A 26,071-nucleotide genomic window follows, 5' to 3' on the forward strand; every position below is an offset into this window, starting at 1 on the left:
GCACGGACGTCGATGAAATTTGGCGTCACAGAACCTTGGGCGTCATAGAACCTTGGCGAGGAATTCACCGAGGCGGGAATGGGCGGGCGCATTGAAAAGCTGTGCCGGCGGCCCGACTTCGAGGATGCGGCCGTTCTCCATGAACACCGCTGTATCGGCGACCTCGCGGGCGAAACCGACCTCATGGGTGACGATCACCATGGTGGTGCCGGAGCTGGCGAGCTCCTTGATCACCGCCAGCACTTCGCCGACCAGTTCCGGATCGAGGGCCGAGGTCGGCTCGTCGAACAAGATGACCTTGGGCTTGAGCGCCAAGGCTCGGGCGATGGCGACGCGCTGCTGCTGCCCGCCCGAGAGCTGGCGGGGATAGGCGTCCGCCTTGTCGGCGAGGCCGACACGGGCCAGAAGGTCGCGGGCCTGCTCGACGGCCTCGGCGCGCGGCACCTTCCGCACCGAGACAGGGGCTTCGATGATGTTCTCCACCACCGTCAGATGCGGGAACAGGTTGAAGTTCTGGAACACCATGCCGATCGAGGACCGCCGCCGCCGGATGGCGCTCTCCTTCAGCTCGTAGAGCACGGCGCCGCGGCGCTCATAGCCGATCAGTTCGCCGTCGATGGCGATGAAGCCCTCATTGGCGCGCTCCAGATGATTGATCGCGCGCAGCAAGGTCGACTTGCCCGCGCCTGAGGGGCCGAGAATGGCCGTGACTTCGCCGGGCCGGATGGTGAGATTGACATCGTCCAGGACGGTGTGGCTGCCATAGCGCTTCGACAGGCCGTGGATCTCGATCAGTCCTTCCTGGCGGGCCGGACGCAACGCCGAAACCAGCGGCTTGCGAATGGCTGGCGCGGCCGGCTGGGAGATCGCGGTCGCCTTATTTTGGCGGCGATTGTCACGGCCGGTCAGGCGGCCCAGCAGGGACGCTGGGGCGGTGCGCAGGGCGCCCCTGGCATAATGCCGCTCGATCCTCAGCTGGATGAGCGAGAGCACGCTCATGATGATGAGGTACCAGACCGTGGCCACCATCAGCAGCGGGATGACCTCGAGATTGCGCCGGTAGATCACCTGCACGGTGTAGAACAGCTCCGGCAGCGCCAGGACATAGACCATGGAGGTCGACTTGGCCAAGCCGATGATCTCGTTGAAGCCACTCGGCAGGATGGCGCGCATCGCCTGGGGCAGCACGATGCCGAGGGCATGCCGGCGCCGCGACAGGCCGAGGGCGGCGGCCGCCTCGTGCTGGCCCTGGTCGACCGACAGGATGCCGCCCCGGATGATCTCGGCGGAAAAGGCCGCCTGGTTCAGGCTGAGGCCGATCAGCGCCACCGCGAACGGACTGAGGACCTCCACCAGATTATACTGGGCGTATAGGATTCCGGTGAAGGGGACGCCGATATCCAGCGTGGCGTAGAGATAGCCGAGATTGTTGAGGATCAGCAGCAGCACGATCAGCGGCACCGAGCGCAGGAGCCAGATATAGCCCCAGGAGATCCCGGCGAGCAGCGGCGATTTGGAGACGCGTGCAAAGGCGAGCGTACCCCCGAGCAGGAAGCCGAAAAAGGAAGCCAGCACGGTGAGAAGCACCGTACGGGCGAGCCCGACCAGGACGGGCTCGGAGACGAAATATTGCGCGAAGACGCCCCAGCCCCATTTCGGATTGGTCAGGATCGAATAGAGCGTGACACCAAGGACGAGGACGGCCACCAACGTGCCGACGGCACGCCAGGGATGCCGGGCCGGCACTACGCGGTAGCGCGAATAGTCAGACGCGCCGCTCGCCTGAGGGCCAGCGATCTGGGGCCCTGCAAGGACACCGTCGAAATCCGTGGTGGAGGCCATCTCGCCCTTCCCTTGTTTTGATTCACTTAGTCCATAGAAAAAGTAGATTAAATGGCGAAAAGAGGCTGTACTGATGATACCCGTCAGCCCGCCTTTCGTCCCGCCTGCCCACGATCCGGCGTGGCCTGGCGCGCGGCTCGGACGGCGCTGAGTGCGACCAGCCTGTCGTCCGCCAGCGGCACATCGCCTGTCACCGGTTCGGCCGCGGTGGCGAGATGGGAGATGTCCTTCTCGAAGGGCAGCGAGCCATAGGTCTCCGGATCCTTGGTGACGTCGAACAGGGCGGTGTAGCCGGTGGAAAGGTAGAGGCCCGCGGCCTCCGGCTGGCGAAAGCCGGTGGTGAGATAGATGCGGCTATAGCCCTGGCGGGCGGCCTGCGCTTCGAGTTCGACCAGTACCTTGCGAGCGAGGCCCTGGCGGCGCAGGTCGACATGGGTCCACACGCGCTTGAATTCCGCCGTGCGCTCGTCATAGCGCTTGAAGGCGCCGCCGGCGATGGCGACGCCGTCGCGCAGCAGGAGCACGAAATTGCCATGGGGCGGGGCGAAGAGTTCGGCGGGATAGCGGCTCATTTCCGCCGAGCCCGGTTCGCCCCAATAATTGCCGTAGCGCGACTGATATTCGAAGGTCAGCGCCTCGATCAGGGGACGGGCCTTATCGTCCAGCGGCGTGGTATAGAAGAAGACGTCTGTCATTTTGCCGGCTCACTGTTATCGGAGAGATAGTCCTGGACCAGCGCGACCCAATAGCGCGCCGCGTCGACCAGAATGGCATCGTTGAAGTCGTAGCGGGGGTTGTGCAGGTCGGCGCTGTCGCCATTGCCGATGAAGAGATAGCTGCCCGGCCTCTCCTGGAGCAGATAAGCGAAATCCTCGCTCGCGGTGATCGGCCGGAAGCGCTGGCGGATGCGCTCTTCCCCGAAATGGCGGGCCGCGACCTGCCGGGCGAACTCGGTCTCGCCGGCATGGTTGACGAGCACGGGATAGCCGCGCGGATAATGGACCTCGGCGCGGGCGCCGAAGGCGGTGGCCTGGCTTTGCGCGAGCTCGATGATGCGTTGGCGCACGCTTTCGCGCACCTCGTCATTGAAGGTGCGGATGGTCAGCTGCAGCTCGACGCTGTCGGGGATGACATTCGGCGCGATGCCGCCATGGATCGAGCCGACGGTGACGACAACCGCCTCGAGCGGGTCGACATTGCGTGAAACCACCGTCTGCAGCGCCAGCACCAGCGAAGCCGAGGCCACCACCGGATCGACCGCCTGCTGGGGCTTGGCGCCATGACCGCCCTGGCCGATGATGCGGATGACGGCAAGGTCCACCGAGGCCATGGCCGGCCCGGTGAGGAAGCCGAATTCGCCGGCGGGCACGCCGGGCCAATTGTGCAGCCCGAACACGGCGTCGACCGGGAAACGCTCGAACAGTCCATCCTTGATCATCGCGCGGGCGCCGCCGCCATTCTCCTCGGCCGGCTGGAAGATCACCCTGAGCGTGCCGGAAAAAGCCCGCGTCTCAGCCAGGTGCTTGGCCGCCGCCAGCAGGATCGCGGTGTGGCCGTCATGCCCGCAGGCATGCATCACTCCCGGCACCGTGCTGGCATAGGGCAGGCCCGTGGCCTCGGTGATCGGCAGGGCATCCATGTCGGCCCGGATGCCGACGGCTCGCCCACCCCTGCCGCTTCTGAGCGTGCCGACCACGCCGGTGCCCCCGACATTGCGCGCCACCTCGTAGCCCCAGCCCTCCAGATAGCCGGCGACGAGGGCACTGGTCTTTTCTTCCCTGTAGGCGAGTTCGGGCTGAGTGTGCAGCTTGCGGCGCAGGGCGATGAACTCGTCGCCCTGCAGCGCGATCTCGGCCGCGGCGGCCGAGGGCAGGGGAAACTGCGCCGTCATCAGGCCGCCTCCTCGCCGGTATCGGCCCTCGGCACCGCATAGCGGCTCTCGCGATAGGGCAGGCCGAGATGGTCCCGGAGCGTGGTACCGAACTGCGCCGGGCGGTGATGGCCGCGCGCCTCCAGGATCGGCAGGACATGCGCCTCGAAATCATCGAGGCCGGCCGTCAGCACATGGAAGCCGAGCACGAAGCCATCGGCAGCGCCTCCCTCCACCCAACGGACCAGCTCGTCGGCGATCGCCTCCGGCGTGCCGATGAAACTGGTGCGCGGCGTCGCGACATCGAGCGCGATCTCGCGCAAAGTGAGCTTCTTTTCACGCGCCACGCGCTTGATGCGGTCGGTATGGGCGCGGAAATTGTTGGCGCCGATGTCGCCGAGATCCGGAAAGGGTTCGTCGAGGGGGTAGGCGGTGAAGTCGTGATGGTCGAAGAAGCGGCCGAGATAGAGCAGCGCCTCGTGATCCGTCACCAGGGCGCGGATTTCCTGATATTTGCGCTCGGCCTCCTCCTGCGTCGATCCCACGATCGGGGCAACCCCCGGAAACACCTTCAGGTGCTCGGCCGAACGGCCATGGGCCAGCGCGCTCTGCTTGAGCTTGCGCGACAATTCGCGATTGTCTTCGAAGGATTCGGAACCGGCGAACACCGCATCGGCATGGCGGCCGGCCAGCTTGATGCCGTCATCCGAAGCGCCGGCCTGGAACAGCACGGGCTGGCCCTGCGGCGAGCGGCCGAGGTTGAGCGGCCCCTCGGCGGCATGGAAGCGGCCCTTGAAGTCGAGCCGGTGCATCTTGGTGAAATCGGCATATTGGCCGGTCTCGCGATTGCGCGGGAAGGCGTCGTCGTCCCAGCTGTCCCACAGCCCCTTGACCACCTCGATGTGCTCGCCGGCGATTTCGTAGCGCAGGGCATGGTCGGGATGTTTGTCGCGATTGTAGTTGCGGGCCGAGCCTTCCAGCGGCGAGGTCACCGCATTCCAGCCGGCGCGGCCGCCGCTGATCACGTCGATCGAGCCGAACTGCCGGGCCACGGTGAAGGGATCGGAATAGGAGGTCGAGAGCGTGCCGACCAACCCAATGCTTGCGGTCGAGGCGGCCAGGGCCGAAAGCAGGGCGATCGGCTCGAACCGGTTGAGGAAATGCGGAATGGAGACCTCGTTGATGTAGAGGCCGTCGGCAATGAAGACGAAGGCGATGCCGGCCTTTTCGGCCTGGCGTGCGGTGCGGACATAATGCTCGAAATTGATGCTGGCGTCGGCCGGCACGCTCGGATGCTTCCAGGCGTTCATATGGCCGCCCGGGCCTTGCAGCATCACACCGAAGGGAATGCGTTTCCTGCTCAAATCTCTCTCCTCAAATGGATGAACGGTCAGGCGCGAATGACTTGGCGCAGCGCCGGCTGCTGCGTGACCGGAGGCCGCCGCACGGCGGCATCGTGTTCCCGTGCGAGCTGCTCGACCAAAGTGAGCCGTGCATCGCCCTTCACGGCCGGCTCGACGATGAACTCCTCGATGCCGTGGCGCTCATGCAGCCGGTCGAGCGCCGCCACCACGTCAGCCGCCGTGCCGGCGAGAACGCTCGGCGCCTTCGGTTCGATGCGATAGTCGGCTGCACCCGCCTGGCGCGCATAATCCTCGGCCTGCGCCTCGCTGCCGACTGTGACGCTCTGTGCGCCGGGGACGTGCACCTTGAAGAGCTGCAGGCCGGCGGCCTGGCGTGCGGCCTCTGCGGCGCTGTCGGCGACGATGGCGGCCACGGCCACCAGGGGTGGTCGCCCGGTCCCGCTGCGATAGGCGGCCACGGCATCGGCTAGCAGCGCATCGTCGCCATTGAGGTGGCGGGCGAACACGAACTGCCAACCCCGGGTGGCGGCGAGCCCAGCGCTTTCCACGCTGGCGCCCAGCAGGAAGCGTTCGGGCGCCACCGGCGGGTGCGGGGTCGCGCTCAATCCGGTTAGCGTGTCGCCGGCCGCGACCGGTCCCTCCAGGAAGCGGCCGAGATCCTCGAGCTGCTCGGCAAAGCCCGGCTTGCGGGCGGGATCGTAGGCGCCCTGCAGCGCGCGCGTCGCCAGCGGCAGCCCGCCCGGCGCCTTGCCGATGCCGAGATCGATCCGTCCGGGCGCCAGCGAGGCGAGGAGATTGAAGACCTCCGCGACCTTGTAGGCGCTGTAGTGCTGCAGCATCACACCGCCCGAGCCGATGCGAATGCGTGCGGTGTTGGCCAGCAGGAAGGCGATCAGAACTTCGGGAGCGGAACTGGCAAGTTCAGGGGCATTGTGGTGCTCGGCGACCCAGAAGCGATGATAGCCGAGCCGCTCCGCTTCCCGGGCCAGGACCAGGGTTCGCCTGAGGGCGTCGGCGGCTTTGTCACCGGGAGAAAGGGGGCTTTTGTCGAGCAAACTCAGCCTGTAGCGCATCGTGCCTTATCTCGATTACAGTGCGGCGCCGAGGTGTCGCCGGAAGAATGAGTCACAATAGACTACTATTTCTATATATTAAATATAAATTTTCTGAGGCCGCGTCGCGGCGGCGCGGTGGATTTCTCGTACACCGTTCGTTGAGGATCTTCCGTGGCGCATCTCAAAGCGGGCAAGAAAATCGCCATCGGCGGTTTTCCTGTCTCGCGGTGCCACAAACGGAAATGGCCGCCGATCTTGCAAAACAGCGGTCAGGATCAAGCCGGCCGCAAATGGCATCCATGCGCGATCGTTCTCGGGTGGACGAACGGAACGGCACGCAGCAATGGCTGCTGAACAAGAGCGTAACGCTCACGAATGTCGGCCAGATGCCCACGTGATGCCGAAGCAGCTGCGGAACGATTCTTCCAACCAAACGTTCAAACTTGCACCAGGCTTAGGTTCGTTGGGTTCATTGGGAAATGATATGGCTGAGCGCAAGATGCAGGCCTTGGTGAGCACCGGCGCTGGCGGCCTTGACGAGGTTCTGCGCGGCGGCCTTCCAGCCTCCAATTTGTATATTCTTCAAGGCGCGCCAGGATCGGGAAAGACCACCCTGGCGCTTCAATTCTTGCGCGCCGGCGTGGCAGCAGGCGACCGCTGCATCTATGTCAGCTTGTCGCAGACGAAGGCCGAACTCGAAGCAATCGCCTTGTCGCACGGCTGGACGCTGGATGGGATTCGCGTAGAGGAGTTGTCGGCCTCCGATGCGGTCAACGGCGCCACCGACCAGACGATCTTTCAAACGGCCGAGCTTCGCCTCGACGAGACCCGCAAGGCGATCGAGACCGCCATCGAGGAACACAAGCCGAGCCGGCTCGTTTATGATTCCCTCCTCGAGATCCGGCTGATCACGGGGGACACGCCGCGTTTTCGTCGCGAGTTGATCGCCTTCAAGGCATTTCTCGCCAAGCGCAACGTGGTGGCGCTCCTGCTCGATACGCAGGTTCCCGATGCCCAACATTCGGGCGAAGAGGTTGAAGGCATCGCGCATGGCGTGATCTGCCTGAACAAGTCGCTGGAAGAATATGGCGCGATCCGGCGCCGCGTCGAAGTGAGCAAGATGCGCGGCGTGCCTGTTGCCGACGGGTATCACGACATGGCGATCCGCGAGGGCGAAGGCGTGGTCGTGTTCCCACGGATCCTACCGGGCGCAGCTGCCCAGACCGTCAAGCCGCAATTGATCAAATCAGGCGTCGACGAACTTGATGCAATGTTCGGCGGAGGGCAGGAATCCGGCACGACGACCCTCGTCATCGGGCAGGCTGGCACTGGCAAGTCGACCATGGCGTCCCTTTACGCGACCGCTGCGCTCAAACGCGGGGAAAGCGTCGCCCTGTTTCTGTTCGAGGAGCGGATCGAGACTTTTTTCCGGCGCTCCGAAGGGCTGGGCATGGATCTGCGCCAGTTCCACGAAGACGGCCAACTCATCATCAGCGACTTCAATCCTAACGAGATCTCCCCGGGCGAATTCGGGCAGATCGTCCAACAAGCGGTGCGCGGTGAAAATGTGCGGGTCGTCGTGATCGACAGCTTCACTGGTTATCTCAACTCGCTCCCGCATCGCGACAAGGCGGTGCGCGATATCCAATCATTGCTCAAATACCTGGCCCGCGCTGGCGTGCTGACAATCCTGATCGTCGCCCAGCATGGCTTGCTGGGGCAGGGCGTCGGCATCGATGTCGATGTGAGCTTCCTGGGGGACACCGTGCTCCTGCTGCGGATCATGGAGCATGATGGGCGCCTGCGGCGCAGCATCACGGTCGTGAAGAAGCGGCACGGCCCGCACGATCTCGACGTGCGCGAGTTGTTCATCCAAAGCTCCGGCGTCATGGTGGTCCCCTATAACCCGCTTCCGGAGGCGTGAGGCCGCCGTGTTGGGCGCCGACTCCTCTCTCGATTGGGTGCTGATCCTTGCGCCATATCGGCGGGATGCCGAGTATCTTGAGACGCTACTCAAGCAGCACGATGTGATCGTCCGGCGGGCCGAAGGCCCGCGAGAGGTCGCCAAACAACTCGCTGAGGAACCGGGCGTCGTTGTCGTCACGCATGAAGCCTTAAGTCCGGCGGCACTCGGCATCATCGCGGCGCATGTCGCCGACCAGCCGAGTTGGTCCGAGATGCCGATCATCGTGCTTCTCGACAAGGCAGCCCCGCATGCGCGCATCCGCGCGGAACTCAACGCCAAATGGTCAGGTTCACGGCAGATCTTTTACCAACGCCCCGTGGCGACGCTGGAATTGATGAGCGGCATACAATCGGCACTGCTGGCCAGGCTCCGGCAGCGCGAGGTCAGGGATCACATCGAGCGTGAGGTTGAGCTCCGCCGCGAACTTAATCACCGGGTGAAGAACATTCTCGCGAGCGTGACCGCGATCTTTGAAATGACGCGTCGCAGCGCGACGTCGTTCGACCAAATGACGAAGGATTTTTCCGGTAGGCTCGTTGCATTGTCGAAGGTTCATTCCGTCGTATTCGAGGCAGGCGGCGAAGCGGCCGACCTCACCGAGATTGTTGAACGGACCTGCTCGCCCTATCGCAATGACGGAGACGACCGCATTACATTCGCCGGGCCGCCCATCAAGATCAAGCGAGATGCAGGCATGACCCTTGCGTTGTGCTTTCACGAGCTTGCGACAAACGCGCTCAAATATGGCGCATTATCGCGTTCGGATGGCAGGGTCCGCCTGGAGTGGGCGTTATCGTCCGAAAGCAATTCGATCTTGACCTTAAGGTGGACCGAAAGCGGGGGGCCAACAGCCGCCGAGCCGTCAAAGCCCGGCTACGGGATGCGCTTCATCCGCTCGGCTTTGCGAGGCCTGTTCGGCTCTCCGCCTCAGATCATTTTTGATCCGCGAGGGCTGCGTTGCATCGCGGCCGGACCTTTTTCTCGCGTTTGCTGAAACGTCGAGGTCAGAAAACAGTTTAGGACGATGGGCGCGCAGTCACCACAACTTCGTATCTTCTATCTGGAAGACAATCCGCTGATTGTGTTCCATGTCGAAACCATGATCGAGGACCTCGGATTTGTCTTTGCCGGCTCGGTCGGCAGCTTCGCCGACTTGGTATCGAGCTTCGATGCGTTCGAGATGGACGCCGCCTTGGTCGATATCGATCTTGCCGACGGACGTACGGGCCCCAACGCTGCCGCCTGGCTGCACGAGCGCGGTATTCCCAGCATCTTCGTCACCGGCCAGGTCGGGCTCGCGGCCGAGTACCCGCTGCCCTCGCTCGGCGTGATCGCCAAACCGATTTCGGTCGAAGACCTCGCCGACAAGCTGGAGTTAATTCGCCGCCGCGCAAGCCGCTGATGCCTGCCGACGACCGTCTCTCTGGCCGTACAGTATTGTCCGCCCCTCTGTGGGCGGTAATGCGCGGTGAGATCGCCATTTGGTCGCGCAAGGGACGGCGCAGTAAAGCACCTATTGCTTCGAAATTATTTTTGCCCGAAGTGCGGCGTAACGTCAGTTTTATGCCTGCCAGCCAGGCGACTCACAATCCCTGTACCAAGTTCTGAAAATAAAAATTGACGGCACGATACAAAACCTATATCAAAGATTATCGATCTTTTCTTGCCGAGCTTTGGTTACCGCGCGATTTGGCAACCGCGTTTTGAGCGAACCTCCCTTTAAAGCATCGTTATCATCATCTGCAGTGCTTGCGCGCTGCGGTCGTCTATCTTGCTAAGAAAGGGTTCTTCGTGACCACTGGCACAGTTAAATGGTTCAATTCCACCAAGGGCTTCGGTTTCATTCAGCCTGATGATGGTGGCCCGGACGCATTCGTCCACATCTCGGCCGTCGAACGCGCCGGCATGCGCCAAATCGTCGAAGGCCAGAAGCTGGCCTATGACCTCGAGCGCGACAACAAGTCGGGCAAGATGTCGGCCTGCAACCTGCAGGCAGCCTGATAAATCCGGGATCTGCTTTCCCTTGACCACGGATGTACTGGCACTGCCGAAAGCATGAGACCGAGCGAGGTCAGGCAATTTGCCTGACCTTTTTTGTTGCAGCTCACCCGCTGAGCGCCCTTTACGAGGAAAGTCATGACCGAGAGCTACAGCAAACCGCGTCAGCAGGCCGAGATCGCTTTCGGAAAGACGCAGTCTCAGTCCTTCGCGCGTAAACGCGCCTTCGAAGAACTGAACTCGATCGTGGTCGCACGCGACGAAAAAACCTCAAGGCTGCGCGAGGCTCGTCTCGCCCGACTGGTGCAGGACGGCGTTACGCTGGCAGTCAAGCCCGCGTCGAAACGAGCCAAAAAACCATGACGTGGGTCGGAATTGCTGCACAACTGGAATGGAAATTTGAGAAACATCAGAGACGATGAACTTTCGGACCGCCGTGGCAAGGCTGTCAGCGCCAAAGCAGCTCTGCTTCAGGCCTATCGTGCCGCCAAGGAGGCTGCCGAACCCGGCAGAGAGGCCAGGCAGGCGGAACGAATTGCATTCGCCGAAGCACGGGAATTTCGCCGTGCCGAGCGCGAACAGGTAAAGCTTGCCGAACAAGCCCGAGTCGAGGCCGAGATGGCCGCACGCGAGGCCATGATTGTGGCGGCCGCGAGGGCGGAGGCCGAGGAGCGCGAGTTGGCCGCCAAGAACCGCATCGCCCGTGTCCTTCAGGACGAAGCAGCCCGCAAGGCTGAGCGCGACCGCCGATATGCCAACCGGAAAGCTCGCCGGGCCTGAAGGCCACCGAGGAACGGGCGCCGTGTTTCGCCTTGCAAGCTCGTCACGGCGCTCGTGGAACGCGGCCTCATAGAATCGTACTTATGGCCTTTTGGCCTTGCTCACGCTGGAGCTTTTTCCAGAGGAGCAGATAGGCTTTTTGGCAAAGAACACGCCTCAAAGAAAATATTCATAGAGAAAACACGATTTGAAGAAACTGCACTTTGTTCAAGTGATTACCCGTTCCGGGATTCATCTTTGTCCGGTGCAATTATTGCCTATGTTCCATCGCGAACCACAGCATCGCTAAAACTTGCATTCTCAGGTGTTCACTTAACGTCCATGCAGATAATGTAATTTCCAAGCAATAAACCTTGGATGTCTGTAACCGGACCCGGCATTACCGGGTTGACGTCCTTCCGCCGGAAGGATGGTGAGAATACACACAACTCCAAGCTTTCGATGTGAGAGCAAGGGGTTAGCCTCGACGAGGGGGATGTTCGATGCCTTTTAGCAACCCACTGCATCCGCTTTGGAAACCAGAGAACCTTCGTCGCGCCATTCATGCAGCGGGGGTTGCCCTGTGGTCGTGGAACGTCATCGACGACGGGTTTGCGATGGACGAACAAGCCTATAAACTCTGGGGGCTGGTAAAAAGCGGAGAGGTAAAATTCGAGGATCTATCGGCTTGCATTCACCCCGCCGACAGGGACCGGGTGCGCGCTGCCTTTACGGCGACACGGGGAATCGTCGGATCCTATGAAATCGACTTTCGCATTCTGGTGGAGCAGGAAATTCGGTGGATATCGGCGCGCGGCTTGGGCGACGACACCGCGCTCCATGAGGGGCAGATGTTCGGGATATTTTTGGACGTCACCGGACGCAAACAAGCAGAAGAAGGCCACGAACTCCTAGCCGGTGAGATGAGTCATCGGGTGAAGAATCTCTTGGCCATTGCGACTGGCCTGACCAATATCACCTCCCACTCCACAACCACCGCCAGGGAAATGGCCGAGGAACTGACAGCGCGGCTGACGGCTCTTGGACGAGCGCACGATCTTGTTCGTCCGCTTCCAGGCAACCAGGGGCGTGCGGCTTTGTTGGGAGACCTCCTCTCGGTTTTGCTCTCCCCTTATGAAGATCTGGGTGCGTTCAAAAGCCGTATTCGCGTGGCCGTGCCTCGCATGGGCGTCGGCGAAGCCTCGGCTACCGCTTTGTCGCTGGTTTTCCACGAACTTGCGACGAACTCGCTGAAATATGGCGCGCTCTCGGTCGATACCGGAATACTCGATGTTTCCGGCTCCGCCGACGAAGAGCATGTCGAGCTCGTATGGACCGAACGGGGCGGACCGCCTGTCCAGCCACCCGACGGCAATGGCGGATATGGCAGTAAACTCGTCCATCGGAGCGTGTCCGGCCAACTCGGCGGCACAATCACCTATAATTGGTCTCCGGAAGGGGTTGTCGTCGTTCTCAGGCTCAAGGCGGGGAAATTGGCTTCGTAAAGTCGTTCGACCACTTTCCTGCTCGTGGGTGCCCCTTGAGGAGACCGGCGTGCGGCCGGCCAGAGTGCCGTCTCCGAATTTCGCTCATCTGCCGGCGAAACACGTCGACGGCGATATCCGGGACGCAAGAATGAGATCGTTGACCCTCGCTGGAGAAGCGGCCGCTGCCGCAGCGGATTTGAGATCAGCCCGTGAGTTCGCCGACGAAATCGAGGAAAGCCCTGACCTTGGCCGATACAAGATTGGAAGCGTGGTGATAGGCGTAGAGCGGGAAGGTCTCCTCCGCCCAGTCCGGCAGGAGCAGAACGACTTTTTTCTGGCTGACCAGATCCCTCGCATAGAGTTCCAGCAATTGGGCAATACCGGCACCGCCCAGACAGGCGCCAAGCAGCGAACCCGTGTCGTTGACCATCAGGCGGCCCGCGGCCGTGAGCGGAACAACCTCCTTGCCGCGCTGGAACTCCCATTCAAACGGCCGTCCAGTCGCAGGATCGCGGATCAGCACGCATTGATGCCCGGTTGCGAGATCCTCCGGATGCCGGGGTTCACCATGTCGAGCGACGTAGTCCGCTGAAGCGCAGGTCAGAACCCGCGTCTCAAGGAGCAATCGGGCCTTCAACGAAGAGGGTTCCGGTTCACCGAAGCGGATCGCGACGTCGAAGCCATCGGCGACGAGATCGCCCATTCTGTCCCGCACGCTCAATTCGACGGAAAGCTCGGGGTAGCGGTCAAGGAACTCGCCTATTCGTGGCGCCAGCACATAATGGCCGAAAGTACCGTCTGTGTTGACCCTGAGTCGCCCGCGTACCGCCGCCTTGGCCCCTCCAGCCGCCACCGCCGCGTCTTCGATGCTGGCCAGATGCGGCGCCACCGCCTCGTAGAAGCGACGGCCTTCATCGGTCAGCGAGATCGCACGCGCCGTGCGGTTGAAGATGCGGATGCCGACCCGCTCCTCCAGGCGGGCGACTGCACGGCTGACCGCCGGTTGTGTCAGTCCCATGGCTTCGCCGGCACGCGCAAAGCTGCCGGCCTCGACCACGGCCAGGAGAACACCGACCCCACTGAGAAGTCTACTGTCAAATGTCATAAGACATACTTTTAGTCATTCTTAATGTGATATCTATGCATTATTTTTTCTGTCGTAACCAGCCTAACTTGCTCCTCGCCGCCAGCCAGCGCGGCGCCGAAAAACAAGGAGCAAGACATGAACACGTCAGACCGGGTTGCCATCGTCACAGGAGCGTCGCGCGGCATCGGGGCTGAAATCGCCCGCCATCTCGCCTGCGACGGGTTCAAAGTCGTCGTGAATTACGCCGGTAGCGCCGGTTCAGCCGAGAGCGTGGTCGAAAAGATCATCGCGAATGGCGGCGAGGCCATCGCCGTGCAGGCGGACGTCGCTCATCCCGCCGAAGTGATCGCCATGTTCGATGCGGCGCAGAAAGCCTTTGGCGGCGTGGATGTCGTCGTGAATTCAGCCGGTGTCATGCTCCAGGCGAAGATCGCGGAGTTTGACGACGAGATGTTCGACCGGAGCATGGCGGTGAATGTGAAAGGCACATTCAATGTCTGCCGCGAGGCGGCCAAGACAGTCCGCGATGGCGGCCGCATCATCAATATATCGACGAGCGTCATCGGGATGCGGTTGCCGACATACGGCATCTACGTCGCCACCAAGGCAGCGGTCGAAGCGATGACCCAGGTGCTGACTCAGGAGATGCGCGGCCGCAACGTGACTGTGAACGCGGTCGCTCCCGGGCCTGTCGCCACCGAGCTGTTCCTGCACGGCAAGAGCCCTGAGCTGATCGACCACATGGCGAAGATGAATCCGCTGGAACGGCTCGGCCAGCCCGAGGACATCGCTCGCCTCGTTTCGTTCCTGGCCGGGCCAGAGGGTGGCTGGGTCAACGGTCAGACGCTCCGCGCCAATGGCGGCATGTGCTGAGCGGCGACCACTCGGCAGGTCCTACGGTTTCTCAAAGGAAAGAACCATGAAGGAAGTCATTCTCGTCACGGGCGCGTCCTCGGGCTTCGGCCTCCTGTCCGCCCAAGTCCTCGCCAAGGCAGGGCACACCGTCTACGCTTCGATGCGCGAGACCGCGGGGCGCAACGCACCGCAGGTCGCCTCCGTCGCCGCCTATACCAAGGAACATGGCGTCGATCTGCGGACCGTCGAACTCGATGTCAGCAACGACGCCTCGGTCAAGGCCGGTGTCGAGACGGTGATCGCCGAGAACGGCAGGCTCGACGTCATCGTTCACAATGCCGGGCATATGGTGTTCGGCCCGGCGGAGGCCTTCACACCCGAACAATATGCCCAGCTCTATGACATCAACGTGCTGTCCACTCAGCGCGTGAACCGCGCGATCCTGCCACAGCTGCGCAAGCAGGGCCGCGGACTGCTGGTCTGGGTTTCCTCTTCCTCGGCACGCGGCGGCACGCCGCCGTTCCTGGCGCCCTATTTCGCGGCGAAGGCCGCAATGGATTCGCTTGCGGTCTCCTATGCCAGCGAGGTGGCCCGCTGGGGCATCGAAACCTCCATCGTCGTTCCCGGCGCTTTCACCAAGGGCACCAATCACTTCGCCCATTCGGGCAGCCCGGACGACAAAGGGGTGGCAGATGCCTATGCGCAGGGACCCTATGCCGGTGTCGCCGACAAGGCGCTGCAAGGCCTTGCGGCTCTGGAGCCGGCCGATGCCGATGCCGGTGCCGTCGCGACCGCGATCGCCGACATCGTCAACGCGCCCTTCGGCAAGCGTCCCTACCGCGTCTTCATCGATCCGTCGCAGGACGGCGCCGAGGAGGTGTTCCGCATCGGCGACCGCATGCGGCGTGAGATGTTCCAGAACATCGGCCTCAAGGATCTGCTCAGTCCCCGCATCAACGCCTGAACGCCCGGGCGCATTCGCTGTTGCGCTCCGATGGGCGCGACGGCGAACCGATCGGCAATCTCCTAGCGAGCGAAGAACGATCTCAAGCAAAAAACCCGCGGGTGGGTGCGTGAGCGATTAGATGCCATGGCTTACAAAAGAGACATCGTCGCCACACCGACAGAACACCGTTCCGCGCAGACCATGGGCTTAGCTGGTTTGCTTTGCGTCCCGTTCCGGTCGTTCGGGCTCGACCGGCTTACCCCGCAAACCCGCCGTTCGTTCAGCGATAGGGCAACGGCTGCCGCTGGAGGCTCTCGTCCGACCGCTTTGCCCCAGGCCGCGGTCGCGAGCGGGCAGTTACTGCGTGCGCTGCGTCTCAAGACCGGGACACGCCCGCGAGAAGGGCTTGGTAATCAGCCAGCCTGCGGGACATGAATTCCGTGAACAGCCGGACGCGCTTCGTCTTGCGCGTCTCCCCCTGCGTGAGAAGCCAGATGGTCCCGTATTGATGCAGCGCCGTACCAGGTACTCTCACAAGCTGCGGATCGGCATCTCCGATGAAGCACGGCAGGGTCGTGATCCCCAGCCCCTGCCGGACTGCGGCAAGCTGCCCCTCGCCATCGGTGACCCTAAACAAAATCTCGGCAGTCTGAATGTCACCTGCGCTGGCCCAGCTCGAGATGCCGTGCATGCTGATTACGATCCACCGAAGCGAATCAAGCGTATCTTCACGCCATTCGGTTAGAAGATCGCGGGAAATGTAGACGCCGCCGAAAATGTCCGGTCCCTTAAGGCCGTGGAGATTGGGCGGAAGCGTCTGGCGATCGTAGACGACGCGGATCGCGACATCGGCCTCCCGATTGGTGAGATTGGCCAGTTCGCCGGACGACAGGATCTCCATCTCGATATCCGGATGACGACGCGCGAATACGGCAAAGTCGGGCATCAGCAAGTGTGCGGCAAGGTTCGGAGCCAGAGTGACCCTCAGGCGCCCACGCACCGTTTGGTCACGCCCGAACACCCGCGTCTCCAGCAAATGGGATGACGCTTCCATCTGATCGGCCAGTTCGAGGACTTCTTCGCCGGCAGCCGTAAGCCGGTAGCCGGAGGGCAGCTTTTCGAACATCCGAGCGTCAAGCTGCCCCTCGAGCTGGGCAACGCGTCGCAACACGGTCGAATGATTCACGCCAAGCCGCGTCGCGGCGGCACGCACCGAACCGCTGCGGGCGACAGCAAGAAAGTAACGGACGTCGTCCCAATCGATCATGGTGCATTCTTGCGCCATGCAAGGCACCTTTCCAGCACCGATGTTCGTTTTTCGCGCTTACTCACTGGATCGATTTCGCACCACGGATGTGCGGATTTCCGCACTCAACGGCCGGCGCTTGCGGACCCATCTCCCAATCCTCCGGGGCATGCCCCGCACGATCAGACATCGTATTTGAGGAACAGTCATGAGAAAGCTCGACGGTAAGGTTGCAGTCATCACGGGGGGTGCGACCGGCATCGGCCTCGCCGCGGCAAAGCGCTTCCTCGATGAGGGGGCCTTCGTCTTCATCTTCGGCCGGCGGCAGGATGCGCTCGACACGGCCCTTGCCAGCCTCGGCCCCAGTGCCCGCGCAATAAAGGGTTCGGTCTCCAACGAGGCTGATCTCGACCGGCTCTACGCCGCGGTGAAGGCCGAGCGCGGAACTCTCGATATCGTCTTCGCCAATGCCGGAGCTGGAAGTCCGCTTCCGCTCGGCGCGATCACTGCCGAGCATATTGACGAAACTTTCGACACCAATGTGAAGGGCACGATCTTCACGGTGCAGAAGGCGCTGCCGCTCATGGGGCCGGGCGGTTCGATCATCCTCACTGGTTCGAGCGCCGGCACAACCGGGGCGCCCGGTTTCACCGCCTACAGCGCGAGCAAAGCCGCGGTGCGCAATCTCGCCCGGACCTGGGCCGAGGACCTGAAGGGTACCGGCATCCGGGTGAACGTGCTCTCGCCCGGGGCGACGGCGACCGAACTCGCCAAGGAAGCACTGGGAGAGGAAGGCCAGGCGGTATTCGCCTCGATGACCCCGCTCCAGCGCATGGCCGACCCCGCCGAGATCGGTGCCGTGGCCGCCTTCCTCGCATCCTCGGACAGCAGCTTCATGACGGCGAGCGAAGTCGCGGTCGACGGCGGCCTGGCGCAACTCTGACCTTGATCGAAGGAGAACAGACATGACCTACGCGATCATCGGTTTCGGCGAAGTTGGCCAGGCACTGGCCAAGGCATTCGCCCGCAAGGGCATCGAAGTAGCCGTGGCTACCACCCGCGATCCGGAAAGCTTCGCATCCGCTGCGGCAGCGATCGGGCCCGGAGTCATTCCCAAGACGCTCGCCGAGGCTGTAAAGGCGGATGTCGTCTTCCTGGCGGTGCGCTTCCAGTCGCACCCGAATGTGGCGAAGGCGCTGCCCAGCTGGGAGGGCAAGATCATCGTCGATGTGACCAACGCCTATGGCGTGCCTGACGAGGAGCTGGGCGGACAGCCTTCCGCGAGGATCGTCGCCGACGCCTTCGCCGGCGCGAAGCTGGTCAAGGGCTTCAATCATCTGGCCGCCCCCATTCTGGCGGAGGATCCAGCCTCGCATGGCGGCCGGCGAGTCGTGTTTCTGGCGAGCGACGATGACGGCGCGGCTGCCGAGATCGGCGCGCTGGCGGACAAGCTCGGCTTCGCACCCATTCAACTCGGCAGGCTTGCCGAAGGCGGATTGCTTGTGCAGGGCCATGGCAATATCTGGGGTCGGCTTATCTTCAAGGACCTCGTCAAGTTCGACGGCTGATTTTGAAGCGAAGGCGAATGGAGCGTGAGCGCCATTCGCCTCAATGTTGGGAGTTGGGGTAGAGGCCCTCGGCGTCACTCATGTGGGGCGGGTTCTCCCTGTGGACGGAGAACCGGAATCTAGTATTCGCCGGTACCCGTCAGATCCAGCGCGGCCGTGCTGCTAATCTTATGAGCGCCGGCCGCTGGTCCATTTCGTCACCATTCGGCTGGCTTCAGGGACCGCCTGCCATGGACCCCACGACCACCATGACGACCGCATCCACGTCGACTTCACCATCGACGATGGTCGTGTCGCCATCTCGCCGAACCTTCAGCTTCGACGGGTTTTCGGCAGCCTGTCTTTCGAGTTCCTCGATCACTGCCGTGACCGCCTTGGCCTCGAGTGGTCGCTCGTTCATGTTCTCCGCATTCATCTCCAGAGAACCTCGTTTCTTCGCTGGTCATGGGTCTGCATGCACGATTGGAGACCTTCCCTGCCCACAGAGCTATCCTGAGCAGGAAAATACCCGCCGACTGAGAGCAACCGCCGGCGGGCAAGTCGGTCGGATGTATGGGTCCAACAAATGGCGTCAGCGCCTGTTCCCGCCACTGGCGTTTTCTCCTGGGTCTCGGCCCAGAAATTTCAATGCTGCTGAGCAGAGACGAGGAACAAAGGGTCTACAGTGGTGTTCGGACGCCCGAAGCATTCCGAACTGAACGACGCCGGCGCGTCGAGTGGCGTCCCATGCCCGAGCCATAACGGCGGGCATGGCAACAGGGTCGAGGAGTAGCGGAAGTCGCCGAGCGCTTCCCCTCGACGGTCCCGGCGCTCAGCATCGCTGCTTGCGCCATCACCAAGCCAATGGAGGTTTCCATGCTGCACCAAAGTCTGGACGAACTCCGGCTCAAGGCCGACATCGTACCGCTTCAGGCCGAGCGCAAAGCGCTGACGCGCGCCGAACGACGGGAGCGCTGGGCCTTGCTCCTGGACAGGCATGACGCTCCGCTTGTGCCCTTCCTGCGTATTGAAACCTATTCGAAAGTGGCGCGAGGCACCTTGCGCGTTGACCAAGGTCCCGTCGCTCTCGCCTATGATGACCGGGTCCTGCGTGCCGACGGCCTGGCCGGCGACACATTCGGCGATGCTTGCAATTATTTCGAGCTCAGCCAGGGGCTGGCCCATCGTCTGCTGTGCGACTGCCATTATCGTGGTACGATGACGGGACCAAAGGTCGCTGCCAGGCTGCGCGCGGCTGAGAATGGGATCTTCCGACATGTCCTGAACTGGGTTTTCCGGCAGTAATCGGAAAACGCACGACATCGCGGCCGACACATATGCGGCTTGGAAGCAAGACGGCCTCCGAGATGTCCCGGCGGTCGTCCGCGGCCGCAGTCGATCATATTCCGGCGCAAGTGCTGCCGAGACCGATAATCGGAGCTTTCCCGAGGGCTCGCCGAAGGATCCAGAGGGTCCGCAGGGGCTCATGGTCTTCTTGCCCTTTGTTGGCTTCGATGCCGTTTCCACGGCGCCTCAGGAGGCTAGTCCCTTTCAGCAAAGGCTTCCTGCATCGCCCGCAGAATGATCAGGGCGGACGCTGCGCCGGGATCCATATGGCCCAGGGACCGTTCTCCAAGCCGGGCGGCGCGGCCGCGGGTCGCGACCATGGACCTCGTTGATTGCGCGCCTTCTGCGCCGGCCTCCACGATATGGCGCCACATCTGCCCGATGGTCAGGCCGTTTGCCTTGGCGTGAACGGCGACCTCCATTGCCGGAATCCATGTGTCGAGCATCGTCTTGTCCCCGCGCTGCCCTTTGCCACGCAGCTGGATACCCTTGGTAATGGCTTCGACGATGGCGACCTGTTCCGGCAGGTCGAGGGTCAGTTGGCTTTTCAAGGCCTTGGATGCGTTTTGAAAACCGGTTGCATAAAGGGGGCCGGTGGATGCGCCGACGGCGTCGAGAAAGGCGGAGGCCGCTGCCGCGAAGACCTCGGAGGGCGTGGCCTGATCAAGATCGAGTCTCGCGAGCGCGCCGTTGACGGCCGAAAACCCCAAGGCCATGCTGATGCCGTGATCGGCGTCGCCGATCGCGCCGTCGAGGTCGGACAGATATTCCTTCTCCGCCTTTATCGATAGAGCAATCAGCTGGAACATCCAGCTGAGGCGGCGCGCTGCGGTTTCCGGCATTGCATTGATCTCCCGAACAGCGTGGAATTCTCATTGGACCGCAGGTAGCGATCCTGCAGGAGGCGCCCCTTTTGCGGTGACCCGAAGAAAGGCGGTATCGCAAGGGTGCGACAGGAGATCGGAGAGTTCCTGATCCAGGTGCAGGATGGATATGGATGCACCGTTCATGTCGAGCGACGTGCAGTAATGGCCGACCCAGTTCGCCGCGATGCTGATCCGCTTGGCGCTGAGGCGCTCTTCCACGCGCTTGAACAGGATGTAGAGTTCCATCAGGGGGGTCGAACCGAACGAATTGACCAGCACCGCCACCTGGTCTCCCGGGCCGGCAGTCATTTCGGAAAAGACCCTGTCCATGATGCGGTCGACGATTTCGTCGGCTTGCATCATCTTCTCGCGAATGACGCCCCGCTCGCCATGAATGCCCATGCCGATTTCCATCTCGTCAGGACCGATCTCGAAGTTGTGCCGGCGGGTTTGCGGCAGGGAACATGGTTCCAGCGCGACCCCCATCGTATAGGTGCGCCTGTTGGCCTTGCGCGCAATGGCCTCGCATTCCTCGAGCGACAGCCCGCGATCGCAGGCGGCGCCGGCGATCTTGAAGACAAAGAAATTGCCCGCCACGCCGCGCCGTCCGTCGCGATCCTCGACCGGTGAGGAGGAGATATCGTCAGTCGTCAGCACCGTACGAGTGGGTATGTTCGCCTCCTGCGCCAGCTCGGCCGCCATTTCAAAGTTCATGACATCGCCGACATAGTTGCCGTAGACGAAAAGGACACCCGCTCCGCCCGAGGCAGCCTTTGCGCATTCGAGGATCGGAACAGGGGGAGGCGAGGAGAAGACGTTGCCGATCGCCACCGCGTCGGCCAGCCCCTTGCCGACGTAACCGAGAAAGCAGGGTTCGTGGCCGGAACCGCCGCCGATGACCAGGCCGACCTTGCCCGCACGCGGGCCATGGCGCGCAACCAGTGCACGCTTCGAGCCGTTGATCGGCGCGACATGAGCAGCATGCGCCTTGATGACCCCGTCAAGCATTTCATCGACAACGTCATCGGGGTTGTTGAGAAATTTCTTGATATGGGTGCGGTTATGGCTGGGCGGGACAGCCGAAGGTTCCTGCCGCAAGCGTTGGGCAGGCTTGCTGTGGATCTGCGCCACCCCGTCGGCATGGAGGATGCCGCGTCCGGTCGCCGCATCGGTGATCAACACGCTGACATAGCCGCCTCTCAGCGCCGCCAGAATGGCCGGCACCTTGTCGAAACCGCCGGCAACCGCAATGCGCATGTTGCTATCGCGCAGCCGATCGAGTGAAATGCCGATGGTCCTGTCGTCCAGAGGTCCGGAAACGGGGTGGCCATGGGCGTCGATGAAACGGCCTGCAATCACGCCGACTGCATTTCTGGCCAGATAGTCCTGGATCGAGACGTCCTCGAAGAATCCGCTGGTATGGATCGTCGAATTCGGCCGAAGGGACGAAATGCCGAAAAGTGCCTTGTTGGCACGGGTCAGTGCTTGAAATTGCTCGGCAATGACCGGCTCGTCCAAGAAAGCCGATTTGACCTGCGCATTCGACACGATAGCCGGCGCGGTGATGTTGATGAGTTGGGCATTCGTGGCTTTGGCGAGCGCCGCCGCGCACAGCTCCGGCGTATAGGCGAAACCGGCTCGGGTGCCGCCGGTGGCCTGGACGACCGTCACGTCCTGCAGATTGGAGACATGCAGGTTTTCGGCGATGGACAGGACTGTGCGCCCCCATGCGACGGCCACCGTGTCGCCGGATTTCAGCAGCTTTGCAACGGCTTGCGCGCCGGCGGCTCCCAGGCGGTCGATCAAGGTTCGCGATCCGTCATCGTCGGGCACGACGAGACAGTCGGTCAATCCGAAATGCTGTTTCAGCTCCTGCGCGACGACCAGGGAGCTCAGCCGCGCAGGCTCGATGGAAATGCTGACGATGCCGCGGCTGCGCGCTTCGGCAAGGTAGCTGTTGACCGTTGCGCGCGAGATTCCCATTATCTCGGCGATATCGCCCTGTGTGCGTCCGTCCTCGTAATAAAGCCAGCAGGCCCACACATAGGGATCGTCGGCATATCGCAGCGGTATGACATCGGCCAATTCCGCCTGACCAGGCTTGGTCATGGCGTTTTTTTTACTCAGCGCCATCTTGTTTGCCATTGCTCCTGCGTCGGTCGGGAAGGCTTGCAGGACAATGCCTTTGTCTCGTTTTGCGAAGATTCAAAACAAAAAGCGGCCCAACCTTCCAAGCATAAAGGGGGGCCGCCATGTTGCGCAAATCGGCCGTCTCTTATTGCAGTTGCTCGCGGGCGCCGAGTGACAATTCTTTGAGAATGATGGCGCAGGAGGTTGCCCCGGCGTCCAGGACGCCGCGGGACCGTTCGCCCAGACGGCTGGCGCGTCCGATCCTGGCCACCAAATCTATGGTGGAATCGCGCCCCTTTTCTGCTGCTTCGACAAGCGCATCCAGGGCTTCGGCAAAGGATCTGCCGGCAGCGTTTGCATCATCGAACGCGGCAAGGGCCGGAACGAATGTGTCCAGAAGCGTCTTGTCGCCTACTTTGGCGGACCCGATGGATTGAATGCCTTCGAGGCCCGCATGCAGCATGCGGCTGAAGGCGGCGGCGTCGATGGCCTCGACACCCTCGATCTTTTCGGCGAATTCCGTAAACATCACGCCATAGAGCGGTCCCATCGAACCGCCGATTTCGGTCATCAGGACGGTGCCCAGCGTGTCGAGCGAGCCTGAAAGGGAGGCGTTCTTGCCCTTGAGCCGCTCGGCAGCCAGGTTGAAACCTTTCGCCATGTTGACGCCGTGATCGCCGTCGCCAATCTTGCCGTCGATTTCGCTGAGATAGGCCCGATTTTCGATAATGCGTTCTGCCATGGCCAGAACGATGTCGCCGGCTTCCGCATTGTTCAGGGTTTGCATGAGGCGTTCTCTTTACAAGATTGCAGCGCAGCGCACGTCCGTATCGAGCAGTTCCTTCAGTTCGTCGTCAAGAGCCATGACCGTCAGGGTTGCGCCGATCATTTCCAGCGAGGTGAAGTAATTGCCGATATAGGTGCGATGGATTTTCAGGCCGCGTTTGACGATCTCGGATTCGATCGTATCGTTCAGGATGTAGAGTTCATTGAGCGGTGTCGCACCGAGGCCGGAAACCAGCACGGCGACTTCGGTGCCCTCGGGAAGATCGTGGTCGTCGAGAACGATCGTGCACATGTCGCGAGCGATCTCGGCCGCGGATTTCAGCGGCTCCACGCGGACGCCCGGCTCGCCGTGATGGCCAATGCCGACCTCCATCGTGCCCGGTGCGATCTCGAAATTCGGATGGCCGACAGCCGGCAGGGTACAGGGACCGAGGCCCACGCCGATCGAACGGCAATTGTCGATCGCCCTTTGCGCAGTCGCGCGAACGGTCTCGAGCGAGGCGCCCTTTGCCGCCTTGGCGCCGCCAACCTTCCACATGAAGATCTCGCCAGCGACGCCCCGGCGTTTTTCGCGCTCGTCGCGGGACGCCGAGCAGACATCGTCGTTGGCAACCACGGTCGCCACTTCGATGCCGTCCTTTGCGGCGAGCTTGATCGCCATCTTCACGTTCATGTTGTCGCCGGCATAATTGCCGTAAAGGCAGACTACGCCCTTTCCGCCATCGGCCTCACGGATGGCATCGTAGAAACTCTTGGCCGTGGGGGAGGAAAACAGTTCTCCGACAGCGACGGCATCGAGCATGTTCTCGCCGGTATAGCCAATGAAAGCCGGCTCATGGCCGGAGCCGCCGCCCGTGACGACGCCTACCTTGCCAGCACGAGGCGCATTCCTGGCGGCGATGACACGGGGATTGTCGGCGAGGCGAACAATATCGGAATGGGCCTTGACGAACCCTTTTACCGTGTCCTCGACGACTTCGTCGGGATTGTTGACGAACCGCTGCATGATTTCTCCTATGGGTTCCTGGAGCGCTTCGGCTCAAAGGATCGTGTAGCCGCCATCGATCAGCAAGTCGGCGCCATTGATCATATCCGCACCGGCGGAAGCGAGGAAAACGGCCGCAGCCGCGATTTCCTCGGGAAAGGCGAACCGACCGGCGGGAATGCGTTTTCGGGCGGCATCGCCCTTCTCTCCCGCCCAGGCCTTCTTGCCCAGTTCGGTGAGCACGATGGTGGGGGAAAGCGTGTTGACGGTGATGCCGTATTTGCCCCACTCGGCCGCAAAGGTCTTGGACATGCCGATCACGCCGAATTTCGAGGCGCAATAGGCCACATGCTCCTCGATGGCGACAGTGCCCGCCTGCGAAGCGAGATTGATGATCCTGCCGCCCTTGCCGGCACCGATCATTTCCCGGCCGACAGCCTGCGTGACCAGGAAGCTGCCTTTGAGATTGATGTCGATCGTCCTGGTCCAGTGGTCCAGCGACAGATCTTCGGCCGGAGCCAGGAACACGACCCCGGCGCTGTTGACCGCGACGTCGATGCCACCAAACGCAGCCTTCGTACCCGTGATCGCGGCATTGACGGATTCAGGATCGGTGACATTGCACACGAATGCTCGTGCACCATTCCCAAGCTTGGCCGCCTGCGCGGCGGCGAGTTCGGCGTTGATGTCGAGAACGGCGACCCGGGCTCCCTTGGCGGCGAAAGCCGCTGCAATGGCCGCACCGATGCCGGAGGCGGCTCCGGTGACGAGGGCGACCTTGCCGGAGAGCGGAAAGGTCAGGTCGATTTGAGGCGCGATATCGGTCATGTCGATGGGTCCTGTCGGCGGAAGGCGCGGGGCGAGGCGATGCCCCGCGTAAGAATCACTTGCTGCGAGCGGCGAGCAGCTTGTCGACATTGTCGGCGGTGACGGGCGTCCACGGCACGTTGTATTCCTTGGCGGTGCCATTGTTGAACGGCATGCTGGGATACTGGGCCCAGATATCGGATTGCGGCTTGTAGTTGCCCTTCCTGGCCTGGAAGATGGCAAGGTCCAGGGCTCCCTGCGCCTGGGCGCGGGCATCCTGCAGGATCGAGGTCATCGTGCCCTGCTTGACCGCATGGAGCGCGTCGGTGACGCCGTCGATGCCGGCAATCGCGAAATCCTTGACGTTCAGCTTGGCCGCCTTGATGGCCTCGATCGCGCCGAGCGCCATCTCGTCATTCTGGCCGATGACGCCGTTGATCTGGCCGGGATGTGCCGTCAGCCAGTTTTCCATCAGGGTCTGCGCCTCGGCGCGTGACCAGTTGGCGGTCTGGTCTTCAATAACCTTTACATTCGGGCATTCCGCCAAGGCCTTCTTGTTGCCTTCGAGGCGGGAGATCTGTGCCGACTGCCCGATCGGGCCCTCGATGATGACGACATTGCCCTTGCAGCCGATCTTGTCGAGCACGCTCTTGGCTTCCAGATAGCCGGAGATCGTGTCGTCGGAGCCGATATAGGACGACAACAGGTCGGAGTGGACGCGCGTGTTCGAGCCGACGACGGGAATGCCGGCATCATGCGCGGCCTGGACGGCGGTGGCGCCGGCCTCGATGTCGATGGGCACGAAGATGATCGCGTCGAATTTCTGCGTGATCATCGTGTTGAACTGTTCCTGCTGCACGAGCGCATCGTAGCGCCCGTCGAACACGGTCAGTTCCACCTCTCCGCTCTTGACGGCGGGATGCTCCTTCAGCGCCGCCGTCCAGATCTGCATGAACTCGGCGTTGAGGCCGTAGGGGGCCGCGCCGATCTTGATTTTCTTGTCCTGCGCCTGGGCTGGCGTCACCAGCAATGCCGTGGCCGCGGCCAGGGCGAAAAGCAGTTTCCTCATGGTCGTTCTCCTCCGAAAAAATGCCGCAGCCTTGACGGCACGCGGTTCTGGATCGCGGG

At 62.3% G+C, this 26,071-nt stretch carries 25 protein-coding genes and 1 pseudogene; 12 read left to right on the forward strand and 14 right to left on the reverse strand.

Going from position 1 to position 26,071, the window contains the following annotated elements; genetic code table 11:
- Positions 1 to 42 precede the first annotated feature (42 nt).
- From J8I29_RS30340 to J8I29_RS27170, 5 genes are all read right to left on the reverse strand, one after another.
- Positions 43 to 1,842, reverse strand: coding sequence for an amino acid ABC transporter permease/ATP-binding protein (locus J8I29_RS30340; protein ID WP_209434042.1), 1,800 nt, complete (start codon positions 1,840 to 1,842; stop codon positions 43 to 45).
- Positions 1,843 to 1,925: 83 nt separating this feature from the next.
- Positions 1,926 to 2,537, reverse strand: coding sequence for a GNAT family N-acetyltransferase (locus J8I29_RS27155; RefSeq protein ID WP_209434043.1), 612 nt, complete (start codon positions 2,535 to 2,537; stop codon positions 1,926 to 1,928).
- A complete protein-coding gene (locus J8I29_RS27160) occupies positions 2,534 to 3,733 on the reverse strand; it encodes a M20 aminoacylase family protein (protein WP_209434044.1) in 1,200 nt (399 codons plus the stop codon). Before J8I29_RS27160 ends, J8I29_RS27155 begins: the two co-directional genes overlap by 4 nt.
- Positions 3,733 to 5,076 carry an LLM class flavin-dependent oxidoreductase gene (locus J8I29_RS27165; protein ID WP_209434045.1) on the reverse strand — a complete coding sequence of 448 codons (1,344 nt, stop codon included), beginning with the start codon at positions 5,074 to 5,076 and terminating at the stop codon, positions 3,733 to 3,735. The genes J8I29_RS27160 and J8I29_RS27165 overlap by 1 nt, the downstream gene beginning before the upstream one ends.
- Before the next feature lie 26 nt (positions 5,077 to 5,102).
- Entirely contained in the window at positions 5,103 to 6,149 is a 1,047-nt protein-coding gene (locus J8I29_RS27170; protein WP_209434046.1) for an MsnO8 family LLM class oxidoreductase, read from the reverse strand.
- 466 nt (positions 6,150 to 6,615) lie between these two features.
- Between J8I29_RS27170 and J8I29_RS27175 the strand changes: the two genes are divergently transcribed.
- The 7 genes from J8I29_RS27175 (at position 6,616) to J8I29_RS27205 (ending at position 12,359) form a co-directional block, all read left to right on the forward strand.
- Complete coding sequence (locus tag J8I29_RS27175; protein ID WP_105864825.1) at positions 6,616 to 8,055, forward strand: ATPase domain-containing protein; 1,440 nt, start codon at positions 6,616 to 6,618, stop codon at positions 8,053 to 8,055.
- Positions 8,056 to 8,062: 7 nt separating this feature from the next.
- Positions 8,063 to 9,091 carry a sensor histidine kinase gene (locus J8I29_RS27180; RefSeq protein ID WP_209434048.1) on the forward strand — a complete coding sequence of 343 codons (1,029 nt, stop codon included), beginning with the start codon at positions 8,063 to 8,065 and terminating at the stop codon, positions 9,089 to 9,091.
- 30 nt (positions 9,092 to 9,121) lie between these two features.
- Complete coding sequence (locus J8I29_RS27185; RefSeq protein WP_105864827.1) at positions 9,122 to 9,499, forward strand: response regulator; 378 nt, start codon at positions 9,122 to 9,124, stop codon at positions 9,497 to 9,499.
- A 389-nt stretch (positions 9,500 to 9,888) separates the two neighbouring features.
- A complete protein-coding gene (locus J8I29_RS27190; RefSeq protein WP_105864885.1) occupies positions 9,889 to 10,098 on the forward strand; it encodes a cold-shock protein in 210 nt (69 codons plus the stop codon).
- A gap of 135 nt (positions 10,099 to 10,233) precedes the next feature.
- Positions 10,234 to 10,458: a hypothetical protein gene (locus J8I29_RS27195; protein ID WP_209434049.1), complete on the forward strand. Its 225-nt coding sequence runs from the start codon at positions 10,234 to 10,236 to the stop codon at positions 10,456 to 10,458.
- 36 nt (positions 10,459 to 10,494) lie between these two features.
- Positions 10,495 to 10,875, forward strand: coding sequence for a DUF6481 family protein (locus J8I29_RS27200; protein ID WP_209434092.1), 381 nt, complete (start codon positions 10,495 to 10,497; stop codon positions 10,873 to 10,875).
- Positions 10,876 to 11,357: 482 nt separating this feature from the next.
- Positions 11,358 to 12,359 carry a sensor histidine kinase gene (locus J8I29_RS27205; protein ID WP_209434050.1) on the forward strand — a complete coding sequence of 334 codons (1,002 nt, stop codon included), beginning with the start codon at positions 11,358 to 11,360 and terminating at the stop codon, positions 12,357 to 12,359.
- A 184-nt stretch (positions 12,360 to 12,543) separates the two neighbouring features.
- Here J8I29_RS27205 and J8I29_RS27210 read toward each other — a convergent pair whose 3' ends face one another.
- Positions 12,544 to 13,446, reverse strand: coding sequence for a LysR family transcriptional regulator (locus tag J8I29_RS27210; RefSeq protein WP_209434051.1), 903 nt, complete (start codon positions 13,444 to 13,446; stop codon positions 12,544 to 12,546).
- Positions 13,447 to 13,563: 117 nt separating this feature from the next.
- On the opposite strand from J8I29_RS27210, the gene J8I29_RS27215 reads away from it, so the two are divergent.
- Entirely contained in the window at positions 13,564 to 14,301 is a 738-nt protein-coding gene (locus J8I29_RS27215) for an SDR family oxidoreductase (protein ID WP_209434052.1), read from the forward strand.
- Positions 14,302 to 14,347: 46 nt separating this feature from the next.
- Positions 14,348 to 15,247: an SDR family oxidoreductase gene (locus J8I29_RS27220; protein WP_209434053.1), complete on the forward strand. Its 900-nt coding sequence runs from the start codon at positions 14,348 to 14,350 to the stop codon at positions 15,245 to 15,247.
- Positions 15,248 to 15,605: 358 nt separating this feature from the next.
- Here J8I29_RS27220 and J8I29_RS27225 read toward each other — a convergent pair whose 3' ends face one another.
- Positions 15,606 to 16,496, reverse strand: coding sequence for a LysR family transcriptional regulator (locus J8I29_RS27225; RefSeq protein ID WP_209434054.1), 891 nt, complete (start codon positions 16,494 to 16,496; stop codon positions 15,606 to 15,608).
- A 187-nt stretch (positions 16,497 to 16,683) separates the two neighbouring features.
- On the opposite strand from J8I29_RS27225, the gene J8I29_RS27230 reads away from it, so the two are divergent.
- Together J8I29_RS27230 and J8I29_RS27235 are read left to right on the forward strand one after the other, a co-directional pair.
- Entirely contained in the window at positions 16,684 to 17,418 is a 735-nt protein-coding gene (locus J8I29_RS27230) for an SDR family oxidoreductase (RefSeq protein WP_209434055.1), read from the forward strand.
- A 16-nt stretch (positions 17,419 to 17,434) separates the two neighbouring features.
- A pseudogene (locus tag J8I29_RS27235) lies at positions 17,435 to 18,043 on the forward strand (NADPH-dependent F420 reductase); the annotation flags it as partial.
- Positions 18,044 to 18,257: 214 nt separating this feature from the next.
- Here the strand turns inward: J8I29_RS27235 and J8I29_RS27240 are convergent.
- The gene (locus J8I29_RS27240; RefSeq protein ID WP_105864830.1) at positions 18,258 to 18,458 is read right to left on the reverse strand and encodes a hypothetical protein; all 201 of its coding nucleotides are present in this window, start codon (positions 18,456 to 18,458) and stop codon (positions 18,258 to 18,260) included.
- Positions 18,459 to 18,898: 440 nt separating this feature from the next.
- Between J8I29_RS27240 and J8I29_RS27245 the strand changes: the two genes are divergently transcribed.
- A complete protein-coding gene (locus J8I29_RS27245) occupies positions 18,899 to 19,327 on the forward strand; it encodes a hypothetical protein (protein ID WP_209434057.1) in 429 nt (142 codons plus the stop codon).
- A 236-nt stretch (positions 19,328 to 19,563) separates the two neighbouring features.
- On the opposite strand, the gene dhaL (J8I29_RS27250) is transcribed toward J8I29_RS27245, so the two are convergent.
- The 6 genes from dhaL (J8I29_RS27250) to J8I29_RS27275 all read right to left on the reverse strand — a co-directional run bounded on the left by dhaL (J8I29_RS27250) (position 19,564) and on the right by J8I29_RS27275 (position 26,012).
- Positions 19,564 to 20,211 carry a dihydroxyacetone kinase subunit DhaL gene (gene dhaL, locus J8I29_RS27250; RefSeq protein ID WP_209434058.1) on the reverse strand — a complete coding sequence of 216 codons (648 nt, stop codon included), beginning with the start codon at positions 20,209 to 20,211 and terminating at the stop codon, positions 19,564 to 19,566.
- Between the two features lie 30 nt (positions 20,212 to 20,241).
- Positions 20,242 to 22,368: a bifunctional sugar-binding transcriptional regulator/dihydroxyacetone kinase subunit DhaK gene (locus J8I29_RS27255; RefSeq protein ID WP_209434059.1), complete on the reverse strand. Its 2,127-nt coding sequence runs from the start codon at positions 22,366 to 22,368 to the stop codon at positions 20,242 to 20,244.
- A 142-nt stretch (positions 22,369 to 22,510) separates the two neighbouring features.
- Positions 22,511 to 23,152, reverse strand: a complete 642-nt coding sequence (dhaL, locus tag J8I29_RS27260; protein ID WP_209434060.1) for a dihydroxyacetone kinase subunit DhaL — start codon at positions 23,150 to 23,152, stop codon at positions 22,511 to 22,513.
- 12 nt (positions 23,153 to 23,164) lie between these two features.
- Positions 23,165 to 24,157, reverse strand: coding sequence for a dihydroxyacetone kinase subunit DhaK (locus J8I29_RS27265; RefSeq protein WP_105864835.1), 993 nt, complete (start codon positions 24,155 to 24,157; stop codon positions 23,165 to 23,167).
- A 33-nt stretch (positions 24,158 to 24,190) separates the two neighbouring features.
- Entirely contained in the window at positions 24,191 to 24,964 is a 774-nt protein-coding gene (locus J8I29_RS27270; RefSeq protein ID WP_209434061.1) for a GolD/DthD family dehydrogenase, read from the reverse strand.
- A gap of 55 nt (positions 24,965 to 25,019) precedes the next feature.
- Positions 25,020 to 26,012, reverse strand: coding sequence for a substrate-binding domain-containing protein (locus J8I29_RS27275; RefSeq protein WP_209434062.1), 993 nt, complete (start codon positions 26,010 to 26,012; stop codon positions 25,020 to 25,022).
- Between the last annotated feature and the right edge of the window lie 59 nt (positions 26,013 to 26,071).

Origin of the sequence: Labrys sp. LIt4 (assembly GCF_017813775.1) — a bacterium.
GTDB lineage: Bacteria > Pseudomonadota > Alphaproteobacteria > Rhizobiales > Labraceae > Labrys > Labrys okinawensis_A.